Source organism: Serratia myotis (genome assembly GCF_027474885.1).
GTDB classification, from domain to species: Bacteria; Pseudomonadota; Gammaproteobacteria; order Enterobacterales; family Enterobacteriaceae; genus Serratia; species Serratia proteamaculans.
In genome coordinates, this window is sequence record NZ_CP099707.1 from 3,836,947 (window position 1) to 3,862,064 (window position 25,118).

Here is a 25,118-nt window from a genome sequence, read left to right on the forward strand (position 1 = left end):
CTTGCTGGCTCCTTAAGGCAACAGACCTTTGACGTCGATCGGTTTGGCTTCGTTTTCGGCTTCGCCCTTGGCTTTGCCGTCAATCGCCATACCGGCCATCCGGTAGAAGTTATATTCCGGATATTTACCCGGCCCCGAGATCAACAGATCTTCTTTTTCGTACACCAGATCCTGACGCTTGAACTCACCCATTTCGAAATCCGGCGTCAGCTGGATCGCGGTAGTTGGGCAAGCTTCTTCGCACAGGCCGCAGAAAATGCAGCGCGAGAAGTTGATGCGGAAGAACTCCGGGTACCAACGGCCGTCTTTCTGTTCTGCTTTTTGCAGCGAGATACAGCCCACCGGGCAGGCAACCGCACACAGGTTACAAGCCACACAGCGCTCTTCGCCGTCCGGATCGCGCGTCAGCACGATGCGGCCACGGTAGCGCGGCGGCAGGTAAACCGGTTCTTCCGGATACATCTGGGTTTCGCGTTTGGCGAAGGCGTGCAGGCCTATCATCCAAATACTGCGCACCTGGGTGCCGAAACCAACCAATAACTCTTTCAATGTCATGGTTTATTCACCCCTTATTGAGCGTTGTACAAAATGACTGCGGCAGTCGCCAGCAGGTTCAGTAGCGTCAACGGCAGACAGACTTTCCAGCCGAAGGACATCACCTGGTCATAGCGCGGGCGTGGCAGAGCAGCACGAATCAGAATGAACATCATCATGAAGAAAGCCGTTTTCAGCGCGAACCAGATGAATGGCGGTAGGAAAGGACCCTGCCAGCCACCGAAGAACAACGTCACAATCAGGGCAGAAACGGTGACGATACCTATGTATTCACCCACGAAGAACAGACCGAACTTCATGCCGGAATATTCAATGTGGTAACCGTCAGCCAGTTCCTGCTCGGCTTCCGGTTGGTCAAACGGGTGACGGTGACACACCGCCACGCCGGCAATCGCAAAGGTAATGAAACCAAAGAATTGCGGGATGACGTTCCACATGTGCGCCTGAGATTCAACAATCGCCTGCATGTTGAAGGAGTCCGCCTGCGCCACCACACCCATCAACGACAGGCCGATGAACACTTCGTAGCTCAGGGTTTGCGCAGAAGCACGCATCGCCCCCAACAGCGAGTATTTGTTGTTGCTCGACCAGCCGGCAAACAGCACGGCGTAAACCGCCAGGCCGGCCATCATCAGGAAGAACAAAATACCGATGTTGAGGTCGGACACCGCCCAGGTCGGACTGACCGGGACGATGGCAAATGCCAGCAACAGGGAAGTAAAGGCGATCATCGGCGCCAGGGTAAAGATCACCCGGTCGGAGAATTTCGGTACCCAGTCTTCCTTGAAGAACATTTTGATCATGTCGGCGACCAGCTGCAGTGAGCCACCCCAGCCGACACGGTTCGGTCCATAACGGTTCTGGAACAAGCCGAGCAAACGGCGTTCGCCGAAGCTCATGAATGCCCCACAGGTGACTACGACCAGCAGGATCACTACCGCTTTAAGAATGGAGATCAGAATGTCGATCACCTCAGGGGTAAACCAGCTCATCGTGTTGCCTCCCGCAGATTTTCAACCGTTGCACCCACCAGTACCGGCGAGATCCCTGGCAAGCCGAGCGGTAAGCCCACCTGGCCCTGGGTCAGGGTTTCACTCAGACGCACCGGCAGACGCAAGGTCTGGCCCGCACAGCTGAACTCCACCAGCGCACCGGCATTGACGCCAAGCGCAGCAGCGTCGGTCGGGTTGACCATCACATAGGCATCCGGCATGCGCTGCTGAATCACCCCGGAACGCTGTGACATTTCATCACTGCCGAACAGGTGGTAATACGGCGCGACACGCCAGCCTTGCTGTTGACCAAAGGCGGCAGGCACGTTGGTGAAGTAACCCAGCTTGCCCTCCCCCGCTTCGATCAAGCGCACGCCCGGATCGCCATGACGCAGCTTGCCACCCACTTCGGCCTGGAATTTGTTCCAGGCTTGCGGTGAGTTCCAACCTGGTGCCCAGGCGAACGGGATCTGCTGACGATCGGCAAACGGGCTGTTGTTCCCTTCCATTGAGAAGGCGAACATGGTGTCTTTATCCTGCGGCTGACGCGGTTCGTGCACGCTGATATTGGCGCGCATCGCCGTACGGCCACTGGAGCGGATCGGAGAACGTGCCAGTTTCTGGCCGCGGATACGGAAACTCGCGTCCGGTGCGGCGTCGACAATACCCTGCAACTGCGGCAACGCGGTGACACAGGCTTCGATCACATGGTCGAGCTGAGTCCAGTCCACGTGGCGGCTGGTATAGGTGGAATGCAGCGAGTGCATCCAACGCCAGCTTTCCAGCATCACGGTGTAAACGTCTTTCTTCGCGTCGTCGTAGTACGCCGGATCGTAAACCTGGAAGAAACGCTGTGCGCGGCCTTCCTGGTTGACCAGAGTACCGTCGCTTTCGGCGAAGCTGGCCGCCGACAGGATCAGGTTAGCCTTGTCCATGATGGCGGTACGCTGGTGATCGACCACGATCAGGTTGCTGACCTTGGCCAGCGCAGCGTCCACTTTCGCCGCCGGCGCATGCCGGTAGAGATCGTTTTCCATCACGATGGCCGTGTCGGCTTCGCCGCTTTCCAGCAGGGTCAGTGCCTGATCGAGCGAACCGCCGCCGATCATCGACAAACCGATGCTGTTGGCAGCGCTGGCGACAAAGGTGATGCCGACGTCAGAACCGCGATCCTTCAGCGCCTTGGCGATGTTGGCCGCCGCTTCGATGATGGCTTCGCTGCCGGCGTTGCTGCCGGTAACGATCAGCGGTTTACGCGCGTCGGTCAGCGCCTGCACGATGATGTCGACTTTCTTGTTCAGGCCGTCAGCCAAATCGTTGACCGCCGGTGCCGCGTTATCCAGCGCATGAGCGATAGCGAAGCCGAAACGCGCCTGCTCATCCACCGGTGCACGGTAGTTCCATGCCGCGATGTCGTCCAGACGGGTGTTATCCACGTTGGTAACGAACAGCGGGTGTTTGGCGTGCTGGCCGATGTTCTGCACCGCAGCAATCTGCCAGTCGGCAACGCGTTGGGCCGCAGCCATGGCGCGAGCCTTGCCCTTCACCGCCTGACGTACCGACAGGGCAATACGTGCGCCGGTCTGGGTCAAATCTTCACCCAGCACCAGCACCGCGTCGTAACCTTCGATTTCGCGCAGCGCAGGGGTGTGAACACCGCTGTTTTGCAGCACGTTCAGCATCAGGTCCAGACGGCCCTGCTCGGCCTGCGAGATACCGGTGTAGAAGTTCTCGGCACCCACCAAATCACGCAGTGCGAAGTTACTTTCCAGACTGGCGCGTGGTGAGCCAATGCCGATGGTTTTCTTCGCCTGACGCAGAATATCCGCAGCGCCCTGCATCGCCTGCTCGGCGTTCAGGGTGATCCAGTCGTTGCCACGCAGTTGTTGTGGCTGACGCGGACGATCTTTCTGGTTCACGTAGCCATAACCGAAGCGGCCGCGGTCACACAGGAAGTAGTGGTTCACGCTGCCGTTATAACGGTTTTCGATACGACGCAGTTCACCATAGCGTTCGCCTGGGCTGGTGTTACAGCCGATGCTGCACTGCTGGCAGATGCTTGGCGCAAACTGCATGTCCCACTTACGGTTATAGCGCTCGGAGTGGGTTTTATCGGTGAACACGCCGGTCGGGCACACTTCCACCAGGTTGCCGGAGAACTCGCTTTCCAGCGTGCCGCTCTCGGTACGACCGAAGTAGACGTTATCGTGCGCGCCGTACACACCGAAGTCGGTGCCGTCCGCATAATCCTTGTAGTAGCGCACACAACGGTAACAGGCGATACAGCGGTTCATCTCATGCGAGATAAACGGCCCCAGCTCCTGGTTGTTGTGAGTACGCTTACTGAAGCGGTATTTACGGAAGCTGTGGCCGGTCATTACTGTCATATCCTGCAGGTGACAGTTACCGCCTTCTTCACATACCGGACAGTCGTGCGGGTGGTTGGTCATCAACCACTCAACCACGCTTTCACGGAACTGTTTGGCTTCGCCATCGTCGATGGAAATAAAGGTTCCATCGGATGCCGGTGTCATACAAGACATCACCAAACGGCCACGCGTATCTTCCGCGTTTTGGTATTGCTTTACCGCACATTGGCGGCAAGCGCCGACGCTTCCCAGCGCCGGATGCCAGCAAAAGTAAGGAATATCGAGCCCGAGGGAGAGACAAGCCTGCAGCAGGTTGTCGGCCCCATCTACGTCGTATTCTTTGCCGTCTACATGAATCGTAGCCATAGTCAGCATGCTTCCAAGTGGCCTGCCTTGCGGCAGGCGTTAATCAAAAATTCTGGCCGTGTCGTCGGGGCGAGTCGGCTTACCAGCGTTGCTTCAGCAGATTGTTCGGCTGAATACCGCCAATCGCATGCGCGTTACTGAAGTGCTTCACGGCAATGCCCGCTTCGAACTCTTCACGGAAATATTTAATCGCGCTTTGCAGTGGCTCTACGGCACCTGGCGCATGGGCGCAGAAGGTTTTGCCCGGGCCGAGAGAACGGCACAGCTGCTCAAGGGTTTCGATATCCCCCGGCTGCCCTTCGCCATTCTCCAGCGCACGCAGGATCTTCACGCTCCACGGCAGACCGTCACGGCATGGCGTACACCAGCCGCAGGACTCGCGAGAGAAAAATTCTTCCAGGTTACGCACCAGCGGAACCATGCCAATCTCGTGGTCTACGGCCATCGCCAGCGCGGTACCGAGACGGCTGCCGGCTTTACCGATGCTCTCGAAGTCCATCGGCAGATCGAGGTGATCGGCGGTCAGGAAGTCGGTGCCCGCGCCGCCTGGCTGCCAGGCTTTGAAACGCAGACCGTCACGCATGCCACCGGCGTAATCTTCCAGAATTTCACGTGCGGTGGTGCCAAACGGCAGCTCCCAAACGCCTGGGTTTTTCACCCGGCCGGAGAAGCCCATCAGTTTGGTACCGGCGTCGTTACTCTTGCCGGCGGAGATCCCCTTGTACCAGTCAACGCCGCTTTCAAGGATCGCCGGAACGTTGCACAGGGTTTCTACGTTATTGACGCAGGTCGGTTTGCCCCAGACACCGGAGGACGCCGGGAAAGGTGGCTTGGAACGCGGGTTGGCACGACGGCCTTCCAGCGAGTTGATCAGTGCGGTTTCTTCGCCACAGATGTAGCGACCGGCGCCGGTATGAACAATCAGCTCGAAGTCGAAGCCGCTGCCCATGATGTTCTTGCCCAAATAACCGGCTTCGGTGGCTTCAGCGATCGCCCGGCGCAAATGCACCGCAGCTTCGATGTACTCACCACGCAGGAAGATGTAGCCGCGATAGGCCTTCAGCGCGAACGCCGAGATCAGCATGCCTTCCACCAACAGGTGCGGCAGTTGCTCCATCAGCAAGCGGTCTTTATAGGTGCCCGGCTCCATTTCATCGGCGTTACACAGCAGGTAACGGATGTTCATGGATTCGTCTTTCGGCATCAGGCTCCACTTCAAACCGGTGGAGAAGCCCGCACCGCCGCGACCTTTCAACCCGGCGTCTTTCACCAGGGTGACGATCTCGTCCGGAGCCATGCCCTTGATGGCCTTTTCGGCACCGGCATAGCCGTTCTTGCTGCGGTATTCATCCAGCCAGACCGGCTGTTTGTCATCGCGCAGCCGCCAGGTCAGCGGGTGCATTTCGGGAGTGCGCACAATGTCTTTAATCATTGATACTGCTCCAGTAGCGTCTCGATATCTTCAGGCTTCAGCTGACTGTGAGTGTCCTCATCAATCATCATGGTCGGCCCTTTATCGCAGTTGCCCAGGCAGCAGGTTGGCAGCAGAGTGAAACGGCCATCAAAGGTGGTTTGACCCGGTTTGATGCTCAGCTTCTTCTCAATGGCGGCCTGAATGCCCTGGTAACCGGTGATGTGACAAACAACGCTGTCACAATAACGGATCACGTGACGTCCTACTGGCTGACGGAAAATCTGGCTGTAGAACGTGGCCACGCCTTCTACGTCACTGGCAGGAATGCCCAGCAGCTCCGCGATGGCATAAATCGCCCCATCCGGAACCCAGCCACGCTGCTTCTGCACAATTTTCAGTGCTTCGATAGAGGCGGCGCGTGGGTCCTCGTAATGGTGCTTTTCGTGCTCGATCGCATCACGTTCTTCCGCACTCAGCTCAAATGCATCAACGCCGCTCTGAGGAGCGGCCGCATTGATAGGTTCAAGCGCGGGGTTATTCGCGTGATTGTCTTTTTGATCATGCATAGTTAGCGGTCCACATCTGACATTACAAAATCGATACTACCCAGATAGACGATCAGGTCGGAGACCAGGCTGCCACGGATTACCGCTGGGATTTGCTGCAGGTGCGCAAAGCTTGGCGTACGTACCCGGGTGCGGTAGCTCATGGTGCTGCCGTCGCTGGTCAGGTAGTAGCTGTTGATCCCTTTAGTGGCTTCAATCATCTGGAATGATTCGTTGGCTGGCATCACCGGGCCCCAGGAAACCTGCAGGAAGTGGGTGATCAGCGTTTCAATGTGCTGCAGCGTGCGCTCTTTCGGCGGCGGCGTGGTCAGCGGGTGATCGGCCTTGAACGGGCCTTCCGGCATGTTGTTCAGGCACTGTTCGAGAATGCGCAGGCTCTGGCGCAACTCTTCCACCTTCAGCATCACACGGGTGTAGCAGTCGCTGTTACCGTCACCGACCGGAACTTCGAAATCGAAATTCTCATAGCCGGAATACGGACGCCATTTGCGCACATCGAACTCGATACCGGTGGCACGCAGACCCGCGCCAGTGACGCCCCACTCCAACGCTTCTTTCGCATTGTAGGATGCCACGCCAACGGAACGGCCCTTCAGGATGCTGTTCTTCAGTGCGGCCTTGACGTAAGAATCCAGACGTTTTGGCATCCACTCAAGGAACTCGCGCAGCAGACGATCCCATCCGCGCGGCAGGTCGTGTGCAACACCGCCAATACGGAACCAGGCCGGGTGCATACGGAAACCGGTGATCGCTTCAACCAGATCGTAGATTTTCTGACGGTCGGTAAAGGCGAAGAACACCGGGGTCATGGCGCCGACGTCCTGAATGAAGGTACTGATGTACAGCAGGTGGCTGTTGATACGGAACAGTTCGGACAGCATCACGCGGATGGTATCAACGCGATCCGGCACCTTGATGCCTGCCAGTTTCTCAACTGCCAGCACGTAAGGCATTTCGTTCACGCAGCCGCCGAGGTACTCGATACGGTCGGTGTACGGAATGTAGCTGTGCCAGGACTGACGCTCGCCCATCTTCTCGGCGCCACGGTGGTGGTAACCGATATCCGGTACGCAGTCGACAATATCTTCGCCATCCAACTGCAGAATGATACGGAATGCACCGTGCGCAGACGGGTGGTTCGGGCCGAGGTTAAGGAACATGAAGTCCTCGTTCTCGGTGCCGCGCTTCATGCCCCAGTCTTCCGGTTTGAAAGTCAGCGCTTCCATTTCCAGATCTTCTTTCTGTTTGGTCAACACAAAGGGATCGAATTCGGTGGCACGCGCCGGGTAATCTTTACGCAACGGGTGGCCTTCCCAGGTTTGCGGCATCATGATGCGCGTCAGGTGCGGGTGGCCGTCGAAGGTAATACCGAACATTTCCCAGGTTTCACGCTCATACCAGTTGGCATTAGGGAATACCTTGGTCGCTGTGGGCACGTGCAGGTCTTTTTCAGACAGCGCCACTTTCAGCATGATGTCGCGGTTGCGTTCGATAGAAATCAGATGATAGAAAACAGAAAAATCCGCAGCAGGCAGGCCGTCGCGGTGGGTACGAAGACGCTCGTCCATGCCATGCAGATCGAACAGCATGACATAAGGCTTCGGCTGCTTTCTCAAAAACGTCATTACTTCCAGTAACTGATCGGCTTTGACCCATACCACGGGTATTCCGGTACGGGTAGGCTGAACAGTAAAGGCTTCCGGCCCAAAACGGTTGCGCAGTTCGCCAATCACCGGATCGTCAAGGTGATCTCTGGTTTGCCAGGCCGGCAATGCGTCGTGCGTCGTTGAATCTGTCATAATTTTTTTCACCACACTGAAGGGTTATTTCGCCGCAAGTTCACTTTTCGCTGTGTTAACCAATAGCGCACTAAGATGGACGTTAAATGAACGTCTTAAATCTCGTCAGGCGTCCGAAGGTTGGTCACCGCGATACGCTCGCCGTGTTTACGCTCTCTTTCAGACTGCATGTTGGCGCGGTAAACACCCTGATCGCCGACAACCCAGGACAGAGGGCGGCGTTCTTTGCCAATAGATTCCTGCAACAGCATCAGTGCCTGCATGTAAGCTTCCGGGCGCGGTGGACAGCCAGGAATGTACACGTCGACCGGCAGGAACTTGTCCACGCCCTGTACCACGGAATAGATATCGTACATGCCGCCGGAGTTGGCACAGGCACCCATGGAGATCACCCATTTTGGTTCCAGCATCTGTTCGTACAGACGTTGAATAACCGGGGCCATCTTGGTAAAGCAGGTACCGGCCACCACCATCAGGTCAGCCTGACGCGGTGATGCACGCAGAACTTCAGCACCAAAACGCGCCACGTCGTGAACGGCGGTAAACGACGTCACCATCTCCACGTAACAGCACGAAAGGCCGAAGTTATACGGCCAAATAGAGTTTTTACGCCCCCAGTTCACCATGTCATGCAATGCATGTTCGAGTTTACCCATGTAAACCGTGCGGTGAACCTGTTGGTCCAGGGGATCGGCAACGATCTCCTGTTTTTGCAGGGGGTAACGGTCGTTCTCACCGTTCGGGTCTATGCGGGTGAGCGTATAGTCCATCTTAATGCCTCGTTTTTAACCGACTACTGCGGATGACTGTTAGTGGCGTTTTTGATTGTGCCTGGCTTGCTCTGGCGCCGGGAGCGCACCGGAGTCCAATCCAATGCGCCAATACGCACCAGATAAACCAGCCCAGCCAATAACACCAAAATGAAAATGGCGGCTTCGATAAAGCCTACCCACCCGCTCTCACGTATGGAGACCGACCAGGCGTACAGGTACAAGGCTTCAACATCGAAAATAACGAAGAACATGGCGACCAGGTAGAACTTGGCGGACAGACGCATGCGCGCCGTACCGACCGAGTCGATGCCTGATTCAAACGGGGTATGTTTGGCGCGCGCACGGGCTCTCCCACCCAGGAAGAACGCACCCATAAGCATTAAACAGCAAAGCCCGATTGCCACGACAAAAAATACGGCGAACGCCCAGTGATGAGCGATAACTTCAGTGGTTGTTGACATACTCTATGCTTACTCATCAAAAGTGGCGTCGATCGCTCTGCTCTTGTTTCTGGCAGTTAGTGCACCACATCGATTTAAGGGAAGGATAAATAAACCACACAAACAAACTGCTATTACAGCAAGTTAGCCAGCGTTTTACTGTGGGCTTTTTACTCCTTTCTATAACCTTTTGTCAACTTTGACAAAAGTATCTACACACTAGTTTACATACATATCATTTAATTAACATTTGATGCGCCTGGCTTAGGCTAAATCGTGTCAGTTAATTGACGTGTAGAAACAGATAGATATAAACCAACATGCTCATTTCAGTTTTACTATACCATTGTCTCAGGAATCTCCTGTTCTTCCACTCACTACCTAGGGGTATTTTTTTGATCCAGGACACGTTTTTAGCATAAACCCTCAAAAAAAGTGTGGCCCTTTAATAAATTTTGTCAATTACGCCGGTCAAATAATCCCGGCACAAACTACCAAAATAACCATATTGATTCCAGGCCTTTACCTTTATAATTATTCGTTCAAAAAATAACCGAAAGGCTATTTCTTCGTCTGATAACCGTTCTCATCGGCAACGCTTTAGCCAAACAAATAACCACTTCGCTATGAAAATAAAACGAACCCCTCATAAATTAAATTTTCACTGAATTCAGAGCAAAAAAAACCTCCGCCGAAGCAGAGGTTTTATGACCGGATTTAACGCGTTTTGGCGTTATTCCTCATCGTCAACCAGGCAGGTGTCATCCTGCAACGAGGCACTCGGTCCATTGAAGCTGTAGTTGTCGTTACCGTTCTGCATGGCACTGAAAATGGCCATCGCCAGCTCGTTGCCGCACTGCAGGTCCTTGCACAAGCTGTATTGCGTGTCCGGCAGCGTCGGCAAGCCTTCCGCTGCGCCGAGCACCCGCAGGTCCGGGCTCATCATTTCAATTGGCCGAACGGTGATGCCTAACCCAGCCTTGCAGGCTGCACGAACGGCAGACAGCGTCGAGGCCACATAGGCAATGCGCCATGGGATCCCGGCGTCATCCAGGTGTTGAATCGCCATCGCGCGGAACGGACTGGGTTCGTCCATCACCACCAACGGGATCGGTTCACCGGCCTGAAAATGGTAATCCGCCGCGCAATACCACAGGGTTGGCGAAGTACGCAGCACAATGTGCGGGCGATCTTCGGTAGCCATCGTGGTAATCGCCAGATCAACTTCACCGTTTTCCAACATCTCGATCATGAACGAGCTGGGTTTCACCCGCACATCAATCGCCAGTTTTGGATACACAGAAGTGACGCGGTTAAGCAGGAAAGGCAGGATGGTATCGGCGGTATCATCAGAAGCGCCAATAGTCAGAACACCTTTAATATTGTTGTACATCAGAGAGGTACAGGCTTCGTCGTTAAAGCGCAGAATTTTTCTGGCGTAGCCGAGAAGCTGAATACCGTGTTCAGTCAGTAATTTATTGCGCCCGTGACGGGCAAACAACTCTTTGCCAACCAGTTGCTCTAACCGCTGCATTTGTTGGCTGACGGCTGATTGAGTACGACAAACGGCGACTGCCGCCGCCGCAAAAGTATTCAAATCAGCAACAGCTACAAAGGTTCTTAGCAGATCGAGGTCGAGATTGAGTATCGGACGATTTGCAGTTGTCATAGTGTTTTCTTCACTTTTTAAATTCTAATTTACAAACTACCCTGGTGTGTTTCTAAGACATCGTTTAAAAGGGACGATGCCAGACATGACAGTACCCCACTCATTAGTGGAGGGCAAAAAAATTACTTTTATTTCGTTACCTCTATCGCCTTTTAAAATGTGATCTATCGAGAATGCTTATACAACGTCTGACGTTATAAGTGGTGCAAGTGTTTCATTTTTACCGAACAAAATATTTTACTCATTCAGATAGCGGGATTACCACACCAATTGTGCTGCACAACCTCCGCAGCCAGACTGGCCTCAGCGTATTCTCATACGTAAAAGAGTAAGACGATCCTCTTGTAACAGCCGGTACATTTTTTAATGATTTTAATAAATTCAATCAGTAACATTTACCCCGTGAATAACTAAGGAATAACTACTTAAACGCGGCTTAACAGAGAAACTAAAATAGCGCTAATGTGAATTTTCTTATGATTCAGTTTGGAGTGAGCCTGGACAAGCGACTATCAGACTACTCTGGCATTATCATTTCTTTACAGTTTATCTCCGCTAAATCCCCGATGTGGCTTAACAGTGAGTACGGTTCTGTCAGCATTGCATCAATAACATGGGGCCATTATCTCTACCTGGTCTCATCACCACAGAATAAAAAACCAATAAGACAACAAATACTGGAATTAAATACCAACAAACCACTTTGGCATTGTTCATCATCCCTGAAATCCCCCGTTGAGCCCTTCGTTTGCACCAAAGGCGTGCACAACCCTTCAAAAGCATCTGCGCCAGGAGTACATTGAGCAGGTTGCGGTGTTCCACGGTAGGAACGCCCCTATCCCAGCAAAAGGCTCAACTTTCTATGTCCCCCATTGAGAAATCCAGCAAACTGGACAACGTCTGTTATGACATTCGCGGCCCGGTGCTCAAAGAAGCTAAACGTCTTGAAGAAGAAGGCCATAAAGTCCTCAAACTGAACATCGGCAACCCTGCCCCGTTTGGTTTTGACGCCCCTGATGAAATCCTGGTCGACGTGATCCGCAATCTGCCCACGGCGCAAGGCTATTCCGATTCCAAAGGGCTCTTCTCGGCGCGTAAAGCGATCATGCAGCACTATCAGGCGCGCAACATACGTGACGTGACCGTTGAGGATATCTACATCGGTAATGGGGTTTCCGAGCTGATTGTGCAATCCATGCAGGCGCTGCTCAACAGCGGCGACGAAATGCTGGTACCGGCACCGGATTACCCGCTGTGGACCGCGGCTGTTTCGCTGTCCGGCGGCAAAGCCGTGCATTACCTGTGTGATGAAGAAGCCGGCTGGTTCCCGGATCTGGACGACATCATCAGCAAGATCACCCCACGCACCCGTGGCATCGTGATCATCAACCCAAACAACCCGACCGGTGCGGTCTACAGCAAGGCACTGCTGGAGCAGATTGTTGAGATCGCCCGTCAGCACAACCTGATCATCTTCTCCGATGAAATCTACGACAAAATTCTGTATGACGAAGCCGAGCACCATTCGATCGCTGCGCTGGCGCCGGACCTGCTGACCGTGACCTTTAACGGACTGTCAAAAACCTACCGCGTGGCGGGTTTCCGCCAGGGCTGGATGGTGTTGAACGGGCCGAAGAAGCACGCCAAGGGATATATCGAAGGGCTGGAAATGCTGGCGTCCATGCGACTGTGTGCCAACGTGCCGATGCAGCACGCAATCCAAACCGCACTGGGTGGCTACCAGAGCATCAACGAATTTATTCAACCGGGCGGGCGTCTGTATGAACAACGCAACCGGACTTGGGAACTGTTGAACCAAATCCCGGGCGTTTCCTGCGTGAAACCTCAGGGGGCGCTGTATATGTTCCCGCGCATCGACGCTAAACGCTTTAATATTCGCGATGACCAGAAATTGGTGCTGGACCTGTTGCTGCAGGAAAAAGTGCTGCTGGTACAGGGTAGCGCGTTCAACTGGCCGTATCCGGACCACGTGCGCATCGTGACTCTGCCACGGGTGGATGAACTGGAAATGGCAGTGGGCAAACTGGGCCGCTTCCTGGAAGGCTACCGTCAGTAAAAATTAAGCACGCTCTCGTAATAACCGAAATGCTTCGCGTTGCATCAAGGCGGCAACTGAGCACATCCCCGGGAGCATAGATAGCTATGTGACCGGGGTGAGCGAAGGCAGCCAACAAAGAGGCAGCGTGAAGCATGAAGGATATTTGCATAACCTGCTGCCACTGCTCACAATGGAACCCTCACTTGCCGTTGTAAAAGAGAGCACCATGAGCCAGAGCCACTTTTTTGCCCATCTGTCCCGTTTGAAACTGATTAACCGCTGGCCGCTGATGCGCAATGTTCGCACCGAGAACGTTTCCGAACACAGCCTGCAGGTGGCATTTGTTGCCCACGCCCTGGCGGTGATCAAAAACCGAAAATTCAATGGCAACCTGAGCGCCGATCGCGTCGCCCTGCTGGCGATGTACCACGATGCCAGCGAAGTGATCACCGGCGACATGCCAACGCCGATCAAATACTACAATCCGCAGATCGCCCACGAGTATAAGAAGATCGAAAAGATCGCCCAGCAGAAGCTGCTGGATATGATCCCGGCGGAATTACGCAACGATTTCCGCTCGATCCTCGACGAACACTATTACACCGAAGACGAAAAGTTGGTGGTGAAACAGGCCGATGCGCTGTGCGCCTACCTGAAATGTCTGGAAGAGTTGTCTGCCGGCAATAACGAATTCAAGCTGGCGAAAGCACGACTGGAAAAAACCCTGCAGCAGCGTAGCAGCCCGGAGATGGATTATTTCATGAACGTGTTTATCCCCAGCTTCAGCCTGTCGCTGGATGAAATCAGCCTGGACTCCTCCCTGTAATTCTCATGGCGCAGCACGCTGCGCCGTTTATTAGAATGCATACAGCCAGGGCACGATAATCACGCTAACCACCATCACCAACAGCGTGAACGGCACGCCCATGCGGATAAAATCACCGAACTTATAGTTTCCCGGCCCCAGCACCAGCGTGTTTACCGGTGAAGAAACCGGCGTCATAAATGCGGCCGAAGCGGCGATGGCGATAATCATCGCAAAGGGGTAAGGCGAAACGCCCATTTCACGCGCGGCCGCAATGGCGATCGGCGCCATCAGCACCGCGGTGGCGGTGTTGGAGATAAACAGGCCGATAGTGGCGCAGAGGGCAAACAGGCACACCAGCATCACCCGCGGTCCGGCATCCCCCGCCACGTCCATTAAACCACGCACGATCAAATCGACCCCGCCGGTTTTTTGCAGCGCCTGGGCAAACGGCATCATACCGACAATCAAAATAATGCTCGGCCAGTGAATCGACTTATAGGCGCTTTCCATGTCGATGCAGCGGAACTTGCCCATCAGCAGACAGGCAATCAGCGCGGCGATCGGGTTGGGGATTTCATCGGTCAGCATCATCGCGACCATCAGCGCCAGGCAGAACAGTGCGTGCGGTGCCTGGGTAATGGCCGGTGCCACTTCATCAACCTCGGCCGGCAGATTGAGCACGATAAAATCATGGGTTTTCGCCTGCAACTGGCGGATCGCCTTCCAGTCGCCGATCACCAACAGAATATCACCCAACGCCAGGGGCTCATCCACCAGCTTGCCTGCCAGGGTTTCGCCATTGCGACGAATACCAACCACGTTCAGATCGTAGCGGCTGCGGAAGGCAGACTCGCGCAGGCTTTTGCCCAACAGAGTTGAATCGGGGATCAACGACACTTCCGCCATGCCGACGTTACGTGACTGTTCAGAGAAATAGTCGCCGCGCAGGACCATCGGCTCCAACTGCTGCTCGCTGCAGAACTCACGCAGATCGACCTGACTGTCCGACATGTCGAGCAGCAGCACATCCCCTTCGCGCAGCTCGGTGCTGCCGGATGCGCTGACCATCACCCGCCGGAAACGTTTCCAGCGTTCAATCCCCACCACGTTAGCGCCGTAGCGGGCGCGCAGGTGCAGCTCGTCCAGCGAGTGACCGACCAGCGGCGAGCCGCTGCGCAGTGCCAAGCGGCGGGCACGACCGGTCAGCTTATAGTCACGGATCAGATCGCGGAAGGTACGGCGTTGCCAGGTTTCACGCGTTTTATCACCGTCGTCATTGGCCAACCAGCGCCGGGCCACCAGCATGTACCCCACGCCCAACACCAGCACCGCCAGACCGACCGGGGTTACGCCGAAGAAGCCAAAACCACTGATACCCTCGCGGACCAGCTCGCTGTTGACCACCATGTTCGGCGGCGTTGCCACCAGGGTCATCATGCCGCTGATCAAACCGGCAAAGCTCAGTGGCATCATCAACCTGCCCGGCGCGATTTTCATCCGCGCCGCCACGCTGAGTACCACCGGAATAAAGATCGCCACCACGCCGGTCGAGCTCATAAAAGCCCCGAGTCCGGCCACGGTGACCATCAACAACATCAGCATCCTGGTTTCGCTGCTGCCGGCCACCTTCACCAGCCAGTCCCCCACCTGATAAGCCACGCCGGTGCGCACCAACCCTTCACCAATCACGAACAGCGCGGCGATCAGGATCACATTGGGATCGCTGAAGCCCACCGTGGCCTCCGCCAGGGTCAGCGTGCCGCTCAACACAAAAGCGATGATCACCAGCAACGCCACGACGTCCATCCGCAGCTTGTTGGTGGTAAACAGCACGATGGCAATCAACAGTAAACTCAGCACCCACAGTAATTCGCTGTTCAAAACGGCCTCATCCGGCAGAGATATCCAAGGGCTTAAAAATTAGCATAAAAAAACCCCGCCGGTGCGGGGTCTAATCAATTTGGGTGAAGATAGGTTCGGTCAGGCGACCAGGCTTATCGCCGCACCCTGTTCCGTTTTACTCACCGCAATCTGCTCAAGCGAGGTTAACAGCAGATCAACCTGCTCCAGCTTGGGGGCGTCGGCTGGTGCGTTGACCGCAATCACCTGGCAGCCCGCAGCCAACCCGGAAAGAATACCGGCAGCGGCGTCTTCCACCACCACACAGTCCTGAGGCGCCAGCCCCAGGCGCTCCGCACCCAGCAGGTAGGCATCCGGCTGCGGCTTGCCATGTTTTACCTGCTCGGCGGTGATGAACACCTCCGGCTGCGGCAAACCACCGGCATTACGACGAGCAGTAGCCACCGGGATCGAACCGGAAGTCACGATCGCCCACGGGATATCGAGGCGGTTCAAGCGATCCAGCAAGGCTGCAGCCCCAGGCAATGCCGTGACGCCATTGGTATCCTGCGCTTCCACCTGCTCCAGCAGCAGGAACTCCTGTTGAATGGCTTCCTCACTTTCACCCGGCATAAAGTGACGTAACGAGGTAATGGCCTGTTTACCGTGAATGAAATCCAGTACGTCCTGCGGATTAATACCGCGGCGTTTGGCCCAGTTAATCCAGGCGCGCTCTACCGCCGGCAGTGAATCAACCAACGTCCCATCAAGATCGAACAGAAAACCCTTACACTCCACAGGAAACCTCTTTTAATCAGGCATTGATAATTTGCGCTATCTCAACGGCGCTCAGGTGATACTGACGTGGGCATGACAGCCAGATAGCCAGCATCCGCTGGTACTTTTCCCACATTTTGGTTTGGGCATTAAAGCCATGGCTGCCAGAATCGAAATGAGTATAGCGTCCCTCGGTGGTCACAAGGAACCGCACATAGCTGAGATAACGCGCTTCGGTTGCGGCGTCAAAGCCGAGAAACGCCAGGCGGCGCGCCTCAATCCCCTGTTTTTCCTTCAGGTTATCCCAGGAGACCTGCAACGCATGGTGCATTTCCATCACGTTGATAATGGTGCGGCACACTTCTTCGCTCATTTCGCCGAAGTCGCGATCCAGCTCGCGCATCTGCAGGCCAAAACCACGTTCGATAACGGTCTGCAGGCGGCGGTAACGCTCGGCGTTATCCGGATCCAGCATGGTCATCATTTTGTATTGGTTCGACAGGATCAGCCGTTGGGCGTGGGTCATTTCCATTATAATTTCCTCGATAAATTACTAATGGCGGAAGCATCGCACAGCGCAATATCGCAGGAAATCACAACTCGCCGGTTCTTTGATTTAAACCGGGGTTATTGGCTGGAACAAGCTATGCCCAGGCCTATTATTAGGGAGAGCGTGCCGAAGGGGTCGTAGCAGCTTCAGCTGCCGACCAATTTGTCGGGAACAAATTGGAACGACTTCAGTCGGCCCAAAGGGTGGGACACATGGATGTGTCACATAATAGCCCCTCGGTGCGCTAGGCCCGGGTATCTCAGACTAGACATCAAACTTAATCAGGCCGCAATCAATGCGGCCATTTTTGTGGTTACAGGTCATCCAGGAAGGTTTTATCCAACTGCTTGAAGGCGCGTTTCAGCAGGTCCGCCAGCGCCTGGTAGGTCGGCGGGCCTTCTACCGGTGCTACCGCCTGACCGGCTTCCGCCAGCTTGTTGCGGACTTCATGGAACCATTGCAGCAGCGTTGGCGGCAACGGGGTGACCGAACGACGGCCCAACCACCACAGACCCTGCATCGGCATGCTGCACGCAAACAGCGCAGTGGCGATCGCCGGGCCCAACTGGCCACCCAGGGCAATCTGCCAGGTCAGGGCAAACACCGCCAGCGGTGGCATAAAGCGGACGGCAAAACGGGTGGCACTCGCAACGCGATTCTCCGGAAAGACCGGAGCCAGACGTTTGTCCGACGGCCAGGTTTTCATATAATGCTGCCCGCGCTGGAAGACCTGAAACCAGCTAACGGAACCGGACGGTTTGCTCGTCATTGCGTACCTCAACGTCACAAAGAAAAATAAGGACACAGCCAACACAATACTAAAAAAGTTGAAGCTTTAAATTTATTTTGTGTTTGCCTCAGGCTATCGGTATCCTAAGCCGGCCTTTTGGCCGGTAGAAGATGACAAGAATTCTGTCAACTTTTAGCCCTATAAAAATCAAGATTACTTAAACCGCAGAGAAATCATCGGTTTTTTCATCGTCATGTGGTTTGTGCAATTCACATGATGTTAATCATAAATGTCAACGGCATTATGCGCTACGCTTGTTGTCTGATTGACGATTAATTCACCACGTGTTTTGGTCTTTCCTTTAACAACACGAACTATTTAAGTAGGTACTTCCATGTCGAGTAAGCTAGTACTGGTCCTGAACTGCGGCAGTTCTTCCCTGAAGTTCGCTATCATCGATGCTGTCAACGGTGAAGAACACCTCTCCGGCTTAGCCGAATGTTTCCACCTGCCTGAGGCTCGCCTCAAGTGGAAGATGGACGGCGCGAAACACGAAGCGGCTCTGGGCGCCGGCGCTGCGCACAGCGAAGCACTGAACTACATTGTTAATACAATTCTGGCACAAAAACCTGAGCTTTCTGCACAGCTGACCGCTATCGGTCACCGCATTGTGCACGGCGGCGAGAAGTTTACTGCTTCTGCCGTGATCAATGACGAAGTCCTGCAGGGTATCAAAGATTCGGTGCCTTTTGCACCACTGCATAACCCGGCGCACCTGATCGGTATCGCTGAAGCATTGAAATCTTTCCCTAAACTGGCGGATAAAAACGTTGCCGTGTTCGACACCGCGTTCCACCAGACCATGCCGGAAGAATCCTACCTGTACGCCCTGCCGTACAGCCTGTACCGTGACCACAGCGTTCGCCGTTATGGCGCACACGGCACCAGCCACTTCTACGTGACTCAAGAAGCGGCCAAGGCGCTGAACAAGCCGGTTGAAGAAGTTAACCTGATCACCTGCCACCTGGGCAACGGCGGTTCCGTTACCGCAGTGCGCAACGGCAAATGCGTTGACACCTCCATGGGTCTGACCCCGCTGGAAGGCCTGGTCATGGGTACCCGTAGCGGTGACATCGATCCTGCCATTATCTTCCACCTGCACGACTCCCTGGGCATGAGCGTTGATCAAATCAACAAAATGCTGACCAAAGAATCCGGCCTGCTGGGCCTGACCGAAGTCACCAGCGACTGCCGTTATGTTGAAGACAACTACGAAAGCAAAGCCGATGCCAAGCGTGCGATGGACGTATTCTGCCACCGCCTGGCCAAGTACATCGGTGCCTACAGCGCACTGATGGACGGCCGTCTGGACGCAGTCGTCTTCACCGGCGGTATCGGTGAAAACGCCGGTATGGTGCGTGAGCTGACCCTGAACAAACTGGGCCTGCTGGGCTTCGAAGTTGACCACGACCGCAACATGGCTGCTCGCTTCGGTAAATCCGGTGCCATCACCAAAGACGGTAGCCGCCTGGCGCTGGTTATCCCGACCAACGAAGAGTTGGTCATCGCGCAAGACGCATCCCGTCTGACCGCGTAACGCTCTCCGACACCGTCAGCCCAGGCTGACGGTGCTGTTTTAGCCTCATGTTAATTCGTGAAGAGGACTATTCTGTGTCACGTACAATTATGTTGATCCCCACTGGCACCAGCGTCGGCCTGACCAGCGTCAGCCTGGGTGTCATTCGCTCCATGGAGCAAAAAGGCGTTAGCCTGAGCGTGTTCAAACCTATCGCACAGCCACGTACTGGCGGCGACTCGCTCGATCAAACCACCACCATCATCCGCAGCAGCAACTCCACCATCACCGCGGCCGAACCGCTGCGCATGAGCTACGTTGAGGGCCTGCTGAGCTCCAACAAGCAAGATGAGCTGATGGAAGAGATCGTGGCTCGCTACCACGAAAACACCAAAGACGCAGAAGTGGTGTTGATCGAAGGTCTGGTACCGACCCGTAAACATCAGTTCGCCAACGCGCTGAACTACGAAATCGCCAAAACGCTGAATGCAGAAATCGTCTTCGTGCTGGCGCTGGGTAACGACTCCCCGGCACAGCTGAAAGAGCGCATCGAGCTGGCCCGCAGCAGCTTCGGCGGCAGCAAAAACAAAAACATCACCGGCGTGATCATCAACAAGCTGAACGCCCCGGTTGACGAGCAGGGCCGCACCCGTCCTGACCTGTCCGAGATCTTCGACGACTCCACCAAGGCCAGCGTGACCAACGTTGACCCGGCGCAGCTGTTCGCCAACAGCCCGCTGCCGATTCTGGGTTGCGTGCCGTGGAGCTTTGATCTGATCGCCACCCGCGCTATCGACATGGCTCGTCACCTGAAGGCCTCCGTGGTCAATGAAGGCGACATCATGACCCGCCGCGTGAAGTCTGTGACCTTCTGTGCGCGCAGCATCCCGCACATGCTGGAACACTTCCGCCCAGGCTCACTGCTGGTGACCTCGGCAGACCGTCCTGACGTGCTGGTTTCTGCCTGTCTGGCTGCGATGAATGGCGTAGAAATCGGCGCCATCCTGCTGACCGGTGGTTATGCCATCGACGAGCCGATCAGAAAGCTGTGTGAACGTGCCTTCCAGACCGGCCTGCCGGTATTTATGGTCGACACCAACACCTGGCAGACCTCGCTCAGCCTGCAAAGCTTCAACCTTGAAGTGCCGGCGGACGACCATCAGCGCATCGAGAAAGTGCAGAACTACGTGGCCAGCCACATCAACGCCGAATGGATCGAGTCTCTGACCGCCACCTCCGAGCGTTCACGTCGTCTGTCTCCACCGGCATTCCGTTACGAACTGACCGAGCTGGCACGCAAAGCCGGCAAACGCATTGTGCTGCCTGAAGGTGACGAGCCGCGTACCGTGAAAGCGGCAGCTATCTGTGCCGAACGCGGTATCGCAGAATGCGTGCTGTTGGGTAATCCGGAAGAGATCAAGCGCGTTGCTGCCGCTCAGGGCGTTGAACTGGGCAAAGGCATCGAAATCGTTGATCCGGTCGCCGTCCGCGAACTCTATGTGCCGCGTCTGGTTGAGCTGCGTAAGAGCAAGGGCATGACCGAAGTGGTTGCGCGTGAGCAACTGGAAGACAACGTGGTTCTCGGCACCCTGATGCTGGAGAAAGGCGAAGTTGACGGGCTAGTTTCCGGCGCGGTTCACACTACTGCCAACACCATCCGTCCACCGCTGCAGTTGATCAAAACCGCACCGGGCAGCTCGCTGGTGTCCTCCGTGTTCTTCATGCTGCTGCCTGACCAGGTTCTGGTGTACGGCGACTGTGCGATCAACCCGGATCCAACCGCTGAGCAACTGTCTGAGATCGCAATCCAGTCAGCCGACTCCGCCGCCGCTTTCGGTATCGAACCACGCGTAGCGATGATCTCCTACTCCACCGGCAACTCCGGTGCGGGCAGCGACGTTGAGAAAGTGCGTGAAGCGACCCGTCTGGCACAGGAAAAACGTCCTGACCTGATCATCGACGGTCCGTTGCAGTACGACGCCGCGATCATGGCTGACGTAGCCAAATCCAAGGCGCCTAACTCACCGGTTGCGGGCCAGGCTACCGTGTTCATCTTCCCGGACCTGAACACCGGTAACACCACCTACAAAGCGGTACAGCGTTCTGCTGACCTGGTGTCCATCGGGCCAATGCTGCAAGGCATGCGCAAGCCGGTGAACGACCTGTCACGTGGCGCACTGGTAGACGACATTGTTTACACCGTGGCGCTGACCGCCATTCAGTCTTCCCAGGCTGATGAAGCTGTAGTGAAAGCCTGATAACCTCTGGGTTATCCGATAAAAAAAGCCGGTCAATTGACCGGCTTTTTCATTTCTGAAACCCCATCAGGCATTTTCATCGCTATCGCGTAGCGGTTTACCGTAAGCCTGCTCGTTGTTGCGTGTCAGCCAGAGCGACAGCGCTTTTAGCGAATCCGGCGTGAATTCGTCGCAGCGGGCGGTGATCTCTTCCGGCGTCAGCCAGCTCACCTCAGCCACTTCTTCTTCCTGCAGCGCAAACGGGCCGTGAGATACGCAACTGAATAATGCGCCCCACACCCGGCACTGATCTTCTTCAAAGTAGAACAGGCCGTGTTCGGCGAAAGGCACGCCGGCAATGCCCAGCTCCTCTTCCGCTTCGCGACGGGCGGAATCCAGTACATTCTCCCCGCTCTGCACCACACCACCCGCAGTGGCGTCCAGCCAGCCCGGATAGAAATCTTTAATGTCGGTGCGACGCTGCACCAGAATTTTTCCCATTCCATCATGCACCACAATATAGGTAGCACGATGACGCAGCCGTTGGGCACGCATCTGTTGGCGACTGGATTGAGCAATCACTTCGTTTTGCTCGTTGACGATATCAACCCACTCGGTATCTGCAGCCTGATCCTGTTCCGCCATCCTCTAAAACCTTCTATTTTGGCGCGATGCATCCCGCGCACTGGTTAATCAATGAGTGTTTTTCAAAGATTTTTATTGTGTGTGTATAAATTAGTGCGTTAATGCCACCTCTGCAACAGCCTTGCCGCCGAGCAAAGTGACCACACTTAAAACGCCGTCCTCCAGTATGCCATAGCTGGCAGGAAAGCCCCCTTTCGGAATGCTGACCGACCCTGGATTAAAGCAGTAAATTTCTCCCTGCCGTTCCGCCTGCGGCAAATGGCTGTGTCCGTAGACCAACACATCACCGGCAGATAACGGCGGCAGTGCCGAGGGATGATAAAGGTGACCGTGGGTTAAAAACAATCGTCTTTTTTGTAATAGCACCTGCTGCCAAGACGCGGTGATAGGGAAAGACAGTAGCATCTGATCGACTTCACTGTCACAGTTGCCGCGAACGGCGATGATCTTGTCGCTATAGCGATTCAATTGTTCGGCAACCTGCGCCGGCTGATAACCCACCGGCAGTGCATTGCGCGGCCCATGATTCAGCAAATCGCCCAGCAGGATCAGCCAGTCGGCGCCGCTTTGTTCAAAACGCTCCAGCACGCTTTCGGTGGCGGGGAGCGAACCATGTATGTCCGAGGCAAATAACAGCTTCATAACCTTGTCCCTGTTAAGGAAATAAGCCCTATTTTAGCGCGCTGGCACCGTGCGGCAAACCGCAGATACGCCTGCAAAGCATTGTGATGCATCTTGTGGAGATAGCATCAGACGAATCTCACATAGCCTGCTATTCTTAGCTGCTATTGTTGGTAACCCTAGAGAAAGATCTCTGATATACCTTTGTGCGCGGCGAAGACCGCAACAACGTGTAATGACTTACAGATCACCTTACCGCAGGAGGCAACATGATTGACCTGTATTACGCGCCTACTCCCAATGGTCACAAGATTACCCTGTTTCTGGAGGAGGTTGGCTTACCCTACCGTATCCACCGCGTAAATATCAGCGCCGGCGACCAGTTCAAGCCGGATTTTCTGAGCATTTCACCCAACAACAAAATCCCGGCGATTGTCGACCAGCAACCGGTTGATGGCGGTACGCCGATCAGCCTGTTCGAGTCCGGCGAAATTCTGCTGTACCTGGCGGAGAAAACCGGCAAGCTGCTGAGCAAAGGGCTGCGTGAGCGCGCTGCCACGCTGCAGTGGCTGTTTTGGCAAGTGGCGGGCTTTGGGCCCATGCTCGGGCAAAATCACCACTTCAACCACTACGCACCACAGCCGGTACCTTACGCCATCGAACGTTACCACCTGGAAACCAAGCGCCTGTATGCCGTGTTGGAAGCCGAGTTGCAAAAGCACCCCTATCTGGGCGGTGACAACTACAGCATAGCCGATATCGCGACTTATCCCTGGGTGGTGTCACACCCGCGTCAGCGCATCGATCTGGCGGATTATCCTGCGGTACGCAACTGGTTCGAACGCATCAGCAACCGCCCGGCTACCGAGCGTGCCTACAAGCTGGCTGAGCAGGGTTAAATTTCCAGCTCCCCGGCCTCCGGGGAGTTTCCCCCGACTCGTTATCTTTTCCCTGCTTTCCGTGTATTCTGAGCACCAATAATCAGACCTGTGGAGACTCTCTGATGTCATTCAGTCAACCCGACGCCATTATTCGTATAAAAAATCTGCGGTTGCGTACATTCATCGGTATCAAGGAAGAAGAAATCAACAACCGTCAGGACATCCTGATTAATGTGGTGATCCATTACCCGGCGGACAAGGCGCGCGACAGTGAAAATATCGACGACGCGCTCAATTACCGCACCATCACCAAAGCCATCATCCGCCATGTGGAAGATAACCGCTTCGCCCTGCTGGAAAAATTAACTCAGGATGTGCTCGATATCGTGAAACAACACGCCTGGGTAACCTATGCTGAAGTGGAGATAGATAAACTACTGGCCCTGCGCTACGCCGACTCGGTTTCGATGACCATGAGCTATCGCCGGGCCTGAAAACCACAGTTTCAGGGAGAATCGACCATGCGGATCCTGATCACCGGTGCCACAGGATTGATAGGGAGCAGCCTGACGCAGCGGCTGCTGGGCCTTTCTCACCAAATTACGGTGCTGAGCCGCAACGTGCAGCGCGCACGTGAGCAGTTCGGCGAGCAGGTCAGCTACTGGTCAACGCTGCAGGATCAACCCTCGCTGGACGGTTTTGACGCGGTGATCAATCTGGCCGGGGAGCCGATCGCCGACAAGCGCTGGAGCAAAGCGCAGAAAGAACGACTGTGCCACAGCCGTTGGGATCTGACCGAGCAGTTGGCCAAGCTGATTAACGCTGGCAGCGCGCCACCCAGCGTGCTGATTTCCGGTTCTGCGATTGGCTACTATGGCGATCAGGGCCAGGCGGTGGTCACCGAAGACGAAGCCCCACACGACGAATTCACCCATCAGCTGTGCCAACGCTGGGAGTCCCTGGCTTTGCAAGCGCAAAGCGATGCCACCCGCGTCTGTTTGCTACGTACCGGCGTGGTGCTGGCGCCCAAAGGTGGTGCCTTGGCGAAAATGCTGCCACCGTTCCGCTTTGGGCTGGGCGGTCCCATAGGCGACGGCCGCCAATATCTGCCATGGATCCATCTGGAAGACATGGTCGATGGCATTGTCTATTTGCTGGAACACCAAACCCTGCAAGGGCCGTTCAATATGGTTGCCCCCTACCCGGTTCACAACGAACAGTTTACCGCTCAGCTCGCCAACGTGCTCGATCGGCCGGCATTTCTACGCGTACCGGCATTCGCCATGCGTTTATTGATGGGGGAAGCGGCAGTATTAGTGTTGGGTGGGCAGCGAGCAGTACCCAGAAGGCTGGAGGAAGCCGGTTTTAGCTTCCGCTTTTTGGAGCTGGAACAGGCATTGGATGATGTGATTAATCAGCGGGCCGAAACCCGCTGACGATCCGCTCGGGGCC

The 25,118-nt window shown here is 55.3% G+C and carries 22 protein-coding genes; 7 read left to right on the forward strand and 15 right to left on the reverse strand.

All coding sequences use genetic code 11. The features are described 5' to 3' along the window. Positions 1-12: 12 nt before the first annotated feature. The 9 genes from nuoI to lrhA all read right to left on the reverse strand — a co-directional run bounded on the left by nuoI (position 13) and on the right by lrhA (position 10,943). Positions 13-555 carry an NADH-quinone oxidoreductase subunit NuoI gene (gene nuoI, locus NHG65_RS18145; protein WP_004947256.1) on the reverse strand — a complete coding sequence of 181 codons (543 nt, stop codon included), beginning with the start codon at positions 553-555 and terminating at the stop codon, positions 13-15. Between the two features lie 14 nt (positions 556-569). Then, positions 570-1,547 carry an NADH-quinone oxidoreductase subunit NuoH gene (gene nuoH / locus NHG65_RS18150; protein WP_085117774.1) on the reverse strand — a complete coding sequence of 326 codons (978 nt, stop codon included), beginning with the start codon at positions 1,545-1,547 and terminating at the stop codon, positions 570-572. After that, positions 1,544-4,282: an NADH-quinone oxidoreductase subunit NuoG gene (gene nuoG, locus NHG65_RS18155; RefSeq protein ID WP_499182516.1), complete on the reverse strand. Its 2,739-nt coding sequence runs from the start codon at positions 4,280-4,282 to the stop codon at positions 1,544-1,546. The genes nuoH and nuoG overlap by 4 nt, the downstream gene beginning before the upstream one ends. Before the next feature lie 79 nt (positions 4,283-4,361). Then, positions 4,362-5,714, reverse strand: a complete 1,353-nt coding sequence (gene nuoF, locus NHG65_RS18160) for an NADH-quinone oxidoreductase subunit NuoF (RefSeq protein WP_099061606.1) — start codon at positions 5,712-5,714, stop codon at positions 4,362-4,364. Further along, positions 5,711-6,262, reverse strand: coding sequence for an NADH-quinone oxidoreductase subunit NuoE (nuoE, locus tag NHG65_RS18165; protein WP_099061607.1), 552 nt, complete (start codon positions 6,260-6,262; stop codon positions 5,711-5,713). Before nuoE ends, nuoF begins: the two co-directional genes overlap by 4 nt. Positions 6,263-6,264: 2 nt before the next feature. Continuing rightward, entirely contained in the window at positions 6,265-8,061 is a 1,797-nt protein-coding gene (gene nuoC / locus NHG65_RS18170) for an NADH-quinone oxidoreductase subunit C/D (protein WP_099061608.1), read from the reverse strand. Between the two features lie 95 nt (positions 8,062-8,156). Next, on the reverse strand, positions 8,157-8,831 hold the full coding sequence (locus tag NHG65_RS18175) for a NuoB/complex I 20 kDa subunit family protein (protein ID WP_004947278.1): 675 nt from the start codon (positions 8,829-8,831) through the stop codon (positions 8,157-8,159). Positions 8,832-8,854: 23 nt separating this feature from the next. Beyond that, positions 8,855-9,295 carry an NADH-quinone oxidoreductase subunit A gene (locus NHG65_RS18180; protein ID WP_012146022.1) on the reverse strand — a complete coding sequence of 147 codons (441 nt, stop codon included), beginning with the start codon at positions 9,293-9,295 and terminating at the stop codon, positions 8,855-8,857. 712 nt (positions 9,296-10,007) lie between these two features. Further along, entirely contained in the window at positions 10,008-10,943 is a 936-nt protein-coding gene (gene lrhA / locus NHG65_RS18185) for a transcriptional regulator LrhA (RefSeq protein ID WP_413480757.1), read from the reverse strand. 862 nt (positions 10,944-11,805) lie between these two features. Here lrhA and NHG65_RS18190 point away from each other — a divergent pair. Both NHG65_RS18190 and yfbR read left to right on the forward strand, forming a co-directional pair. Next, positions 11,806-13,020, forward strand: a complete 1,215-nt coding sequence (locus NHG65_RS18190) for a pyridoxal phosphate-dependent aminotransferase (RefSeq protein ID WP_499182517.1) — start codon at positions 11,806-11,808, stop codon at positions 13,018-13,020. A gap of 208 nt (positions 13,021-13,228) precedes the next feature. Continuing rightward, on the forward strand, positions 13,229-13,828 hold the full coding sequence (gene yfbR, locus NHG65_RS18195; RefSeq protein ID WP_037421003.1) for a 5'-deoxynucleotidase: 600 nt from the start codon (positions 13,229-13,231) through the stop codon (positions 13,826-13,828). A 30-nt stretch (positions 13,829-13,858) separates the two neighbouring features. Here the strand turns inward: yfbR and NHG65_RS18200 are convergent, their stop codons facing one another. The 4 genes from NHG65_RS18200 to yfbV form a co-directional block, all read right to left on the reverse strand. Continuing rightward, entirely contained in the window at positions 13,859-15,691 is a 1,833-nt protein-coding gene (locus NHG65_RS18200) for an SLC13 family permease (protein WP_261463913.1), read from the reverse strand. Between the two features lie 99 nt (positions 15,692-15,790). Then, positions 15,791-16,447 carry a sugar phosphatase gene (locus tag NHG65_RS18205; protein ID WP_499182518.1) on the reverse strand — a complete coding sequence of 219 codons (657 nt, stop codon included), beginning with the start codon at positions 16,445-16,447 and terminating at the stop codon, positions 15,791-15,793. Between the two features lie 16 nt (positions 16,448-16,463). Next, positions 16,464-16,958, reverse strand: coding sequence for a YfbU family protein (locus NHG65_RS18210; protein ID WP_099061613.1), 495 nt, complete (start codon positions 16,956-16,958; stop codon positions 16,464-16,466). 331 nt (positions 16,959-17,289) lie between these two features. After that, positions 17,290-17,745, reverse strand: a complete 456-nt coding sequence (gene yfbV / locus NHG65_RS18215; RefSeq protein ID WP_099061614.1) for a terminus macrodomain insulation protein YfbV — start codon at positions 17,743-17,745, stop codon at positions 17,290-17,292. Positions 17,746-18,100: 355 nt separating this feature from the next. On the opposite strand from yfbV, the gene ackA reads away from it, so the two are divergent. Continuing rightward, on the forward strand, positions 18,101-19,303 hold the full coding sequence (gene ackA / locus NHG65_RS18220; RefSeq protein ID WP_129936559.1) for an acetate kinase: 1,203 nt from the start codon (positions 18,101-18,103) through the stop codon (positions 19,301-19,303). Between the two features lie 74 nt (positions 19,304-19,377). Beyond that, positions 19,378-21,540 (forward strand): phosphate acetyltransferase, encoded by a 2,163-nt coding sequence (gene pta / locus NHG65_RS18225; protein ID WP_099061644.1) that lies wholly within the window; start codon positions 19,378-19,380, stop codon positions 21,538-21,540. A 66-nt stretch (positions 21,541-21,606) separates the two neighbouring features. Here the strand turns inward: pta and yfcD are convergent, their stop codons facing one another. After that, a complete protein-coding gene (gene yfcD / locus NHG65_RS18230) occupies positions 21,607-22,164 on the reverse strand; it encodes an NUDIX hydrolase YfcD (protein ID WP_099061616.1) in 558 nt (185 codons plus the stop codon). Positions 22,165-22,254: 90 nt separating this feature from the next. Then, positions 22,255-22,806, reverse strand: coding sequence for a phosphodiesterase (gene yfcE / locus NHG65_RS18235; RefSeq protein ID WP_112348840.1), 552 nt, complete (start codon positions 22,804-22,806; stop codon positions 22,255-22,257). Between the two features lie 248 nt (positions 22,807-23,054). Between yfcE and yfcG the strand changes: the two genes are divergently transcribed. The 3 genes from yfcG (at position 23,055) to NHG65_RS18250 (ending at position 25,102) form a co-directional block, all read left to right on the forward strand. Continuing rightward, positions 23,055-23,684: a GSH-dependent disulfide bond oxidoreductase gene (gene yfcG / locus NHG65_RS18240; RefSeq protein WP_099061617.1), complete on the forward strand. Its 630-nt coding sequence runs from the start codon at positions 23,055-23,057 to the stop codon at positions 23,682-23,684. Positions 23,685-23,788: 104 nt separating this feature from the next. Next, on the forward strand, positions 23,789-24,160 hold the full coding sequence (gene folX / locus NHG65_RS18245) for a dihydroneopterin triphosphate 2'-epimerase (RefSeq protein ID WP_012146035.1): 372 nt from the start codon (positions 23,789-23,791) through the stop codon (positions 24,158-24,160). Positions 24,161-24,187: 27 nt separating this feature from the next. Beyond that, complete coding sequence (locus NHG65_RS18250; protein WP_099061618.1) at positions 24,188-25,102, forward strand: TIGR01777 family oxidoreductase; 915 nt, start codon at positions 24,188-24,190, stop codon at positions 25,100-25,102. The last annotated feature ends 16 nt before the right edge of the window (positions 25,103-25,118 follow it).

Excerpts from the sequence above, each read along its gene's own strand:
- yfcE (WP_112348840.1), bottom strand. The coding sequence starts at position 22,806 with ATGAAGCTGTTATTTGCCTCGGACATACATGGTTCGCTCCCCGCCACC.
- nuoC (WP_099061608.1), bottom strand. The coding sequence starts at position 8,061 with ATGACAGATTCAACGACGCACGACGCATTGCCGGCCTGGCAAACCAGA.
- NHG65_RS18250 (WP_099061618.1), top strand. The coding sequence starts at position 24,188 with ATGCGGATCCTGATCACCGGTGCCACAGGATTGATAGGGAGCAGCCTG.
- nuoE (WP_099061607.1), bottom strand. The coding sequence starts at position 6,262 with ATGCATGATCAAAAAGACAATCACGCGAATAACCCCGCGCTTGAACCT.
- nuoG (WP_499182516.1), bottom strand. The coding sequence starts at position 4,282 with ATGGCTACGATTCATGTAGACGGCAAAGAATACGACGTAGATGGGGCC.
- yfcG (WP_099061617.1), top strand. The coding sequence starts at position 23,055 with ATGATTGACCTGTATTACGCGCCTACTCCCAATGGTCACAAGATTACC.
- ackA (WP_129936559.1), top strand. The coding sequence starts at position 18,101 with ATGTCGAGTAAGCTAGTACTGGTCCTGAACTGCGGCAGTTCTTCCCTG.
- yfcD (WP_099061616.1), bottom strand. The coding sequence starts at position 22,164 with ATGGCGGAACAGGATCAGGCTGCAGATACCGAGTGGGTTGATATCGTC.
- nuoI (WP_004947256.1), bottom strand. The coding sequence starts at position 555 with ATGACATTGAAAGAGTTATTGGTTGGTTTCGGCACCCAGGTGCGCAGT.
- lrhA (WP_413480757.1), bottom strand. The coding sequence starts at position 10,943 with ATGACAACTGCAAATCGTCCGATACTCAATCTCGACCTCGATCTGCTA.
- nuoH (WP_085117774.1), bottom strand. The coding sequence starts at position 1,547 with ATGAGCTGGTTTACCCCTGAGGTGATCGACATTCTGATCTCCATTCTT.
- NHG65_RS18190 (WP_499182517.1), top strand. The coding sequence starts at position 11,806 with ATGTCCCCCATTGAGAAATCCAGCAAACTGGACAACGTCTGTTATGAC.
- NHG65_RS18175 (WP_004947278.1), bottom strand. The coding sequence starts at position 8,831 with ATGGACTATACGCTCACCCGCATAGACCCGAACGGTGAGAACGACCGT.
- yfbV (WP_099061614.1), bottom strand. The coding sequence starts at position 17,745 with ATGACGAGCAAACCGTCCGGTTCCGTTAGCTGGTTTCAGGTCTTCCAG.
- folX (WP_012146035.1), top strand. The coding sequence starts at position 23,789 with ATGTCATTCAGTCAACCCGACGCCATTATTCGTATAAAAAATCTGCGG.
- NHG65_RS18180 (WP_012146022.1), bottom strand. The coding sequence starts at position 9,295 with ATGTCAACAACCACTGAAGTTATCGCTCATCACTGGGCGTTCGCCGTA.
- nuoF (WP_099061606.1), bottom strand. The coding sequence starts at position 5,714 with ATGATTAAAGACATTGTGCGCACTCCCGAAATGCACCCGCTGACCTGG.
- yfbR (WP_037421003.1), top strand. The coding sequence starts at position 13,229 with ATGAGCCAGAGCCACTTTTTTGCCCATCTGTCCCGTTTGAAACTGATT.
- NHG65_RS18210 (WP_099061613.1), bottom strand. The coding sequence starts at position 16,958 with ATGGAAATGACCCACGCCCAACGGCTGATCCTGTCGAACCAATACAAA.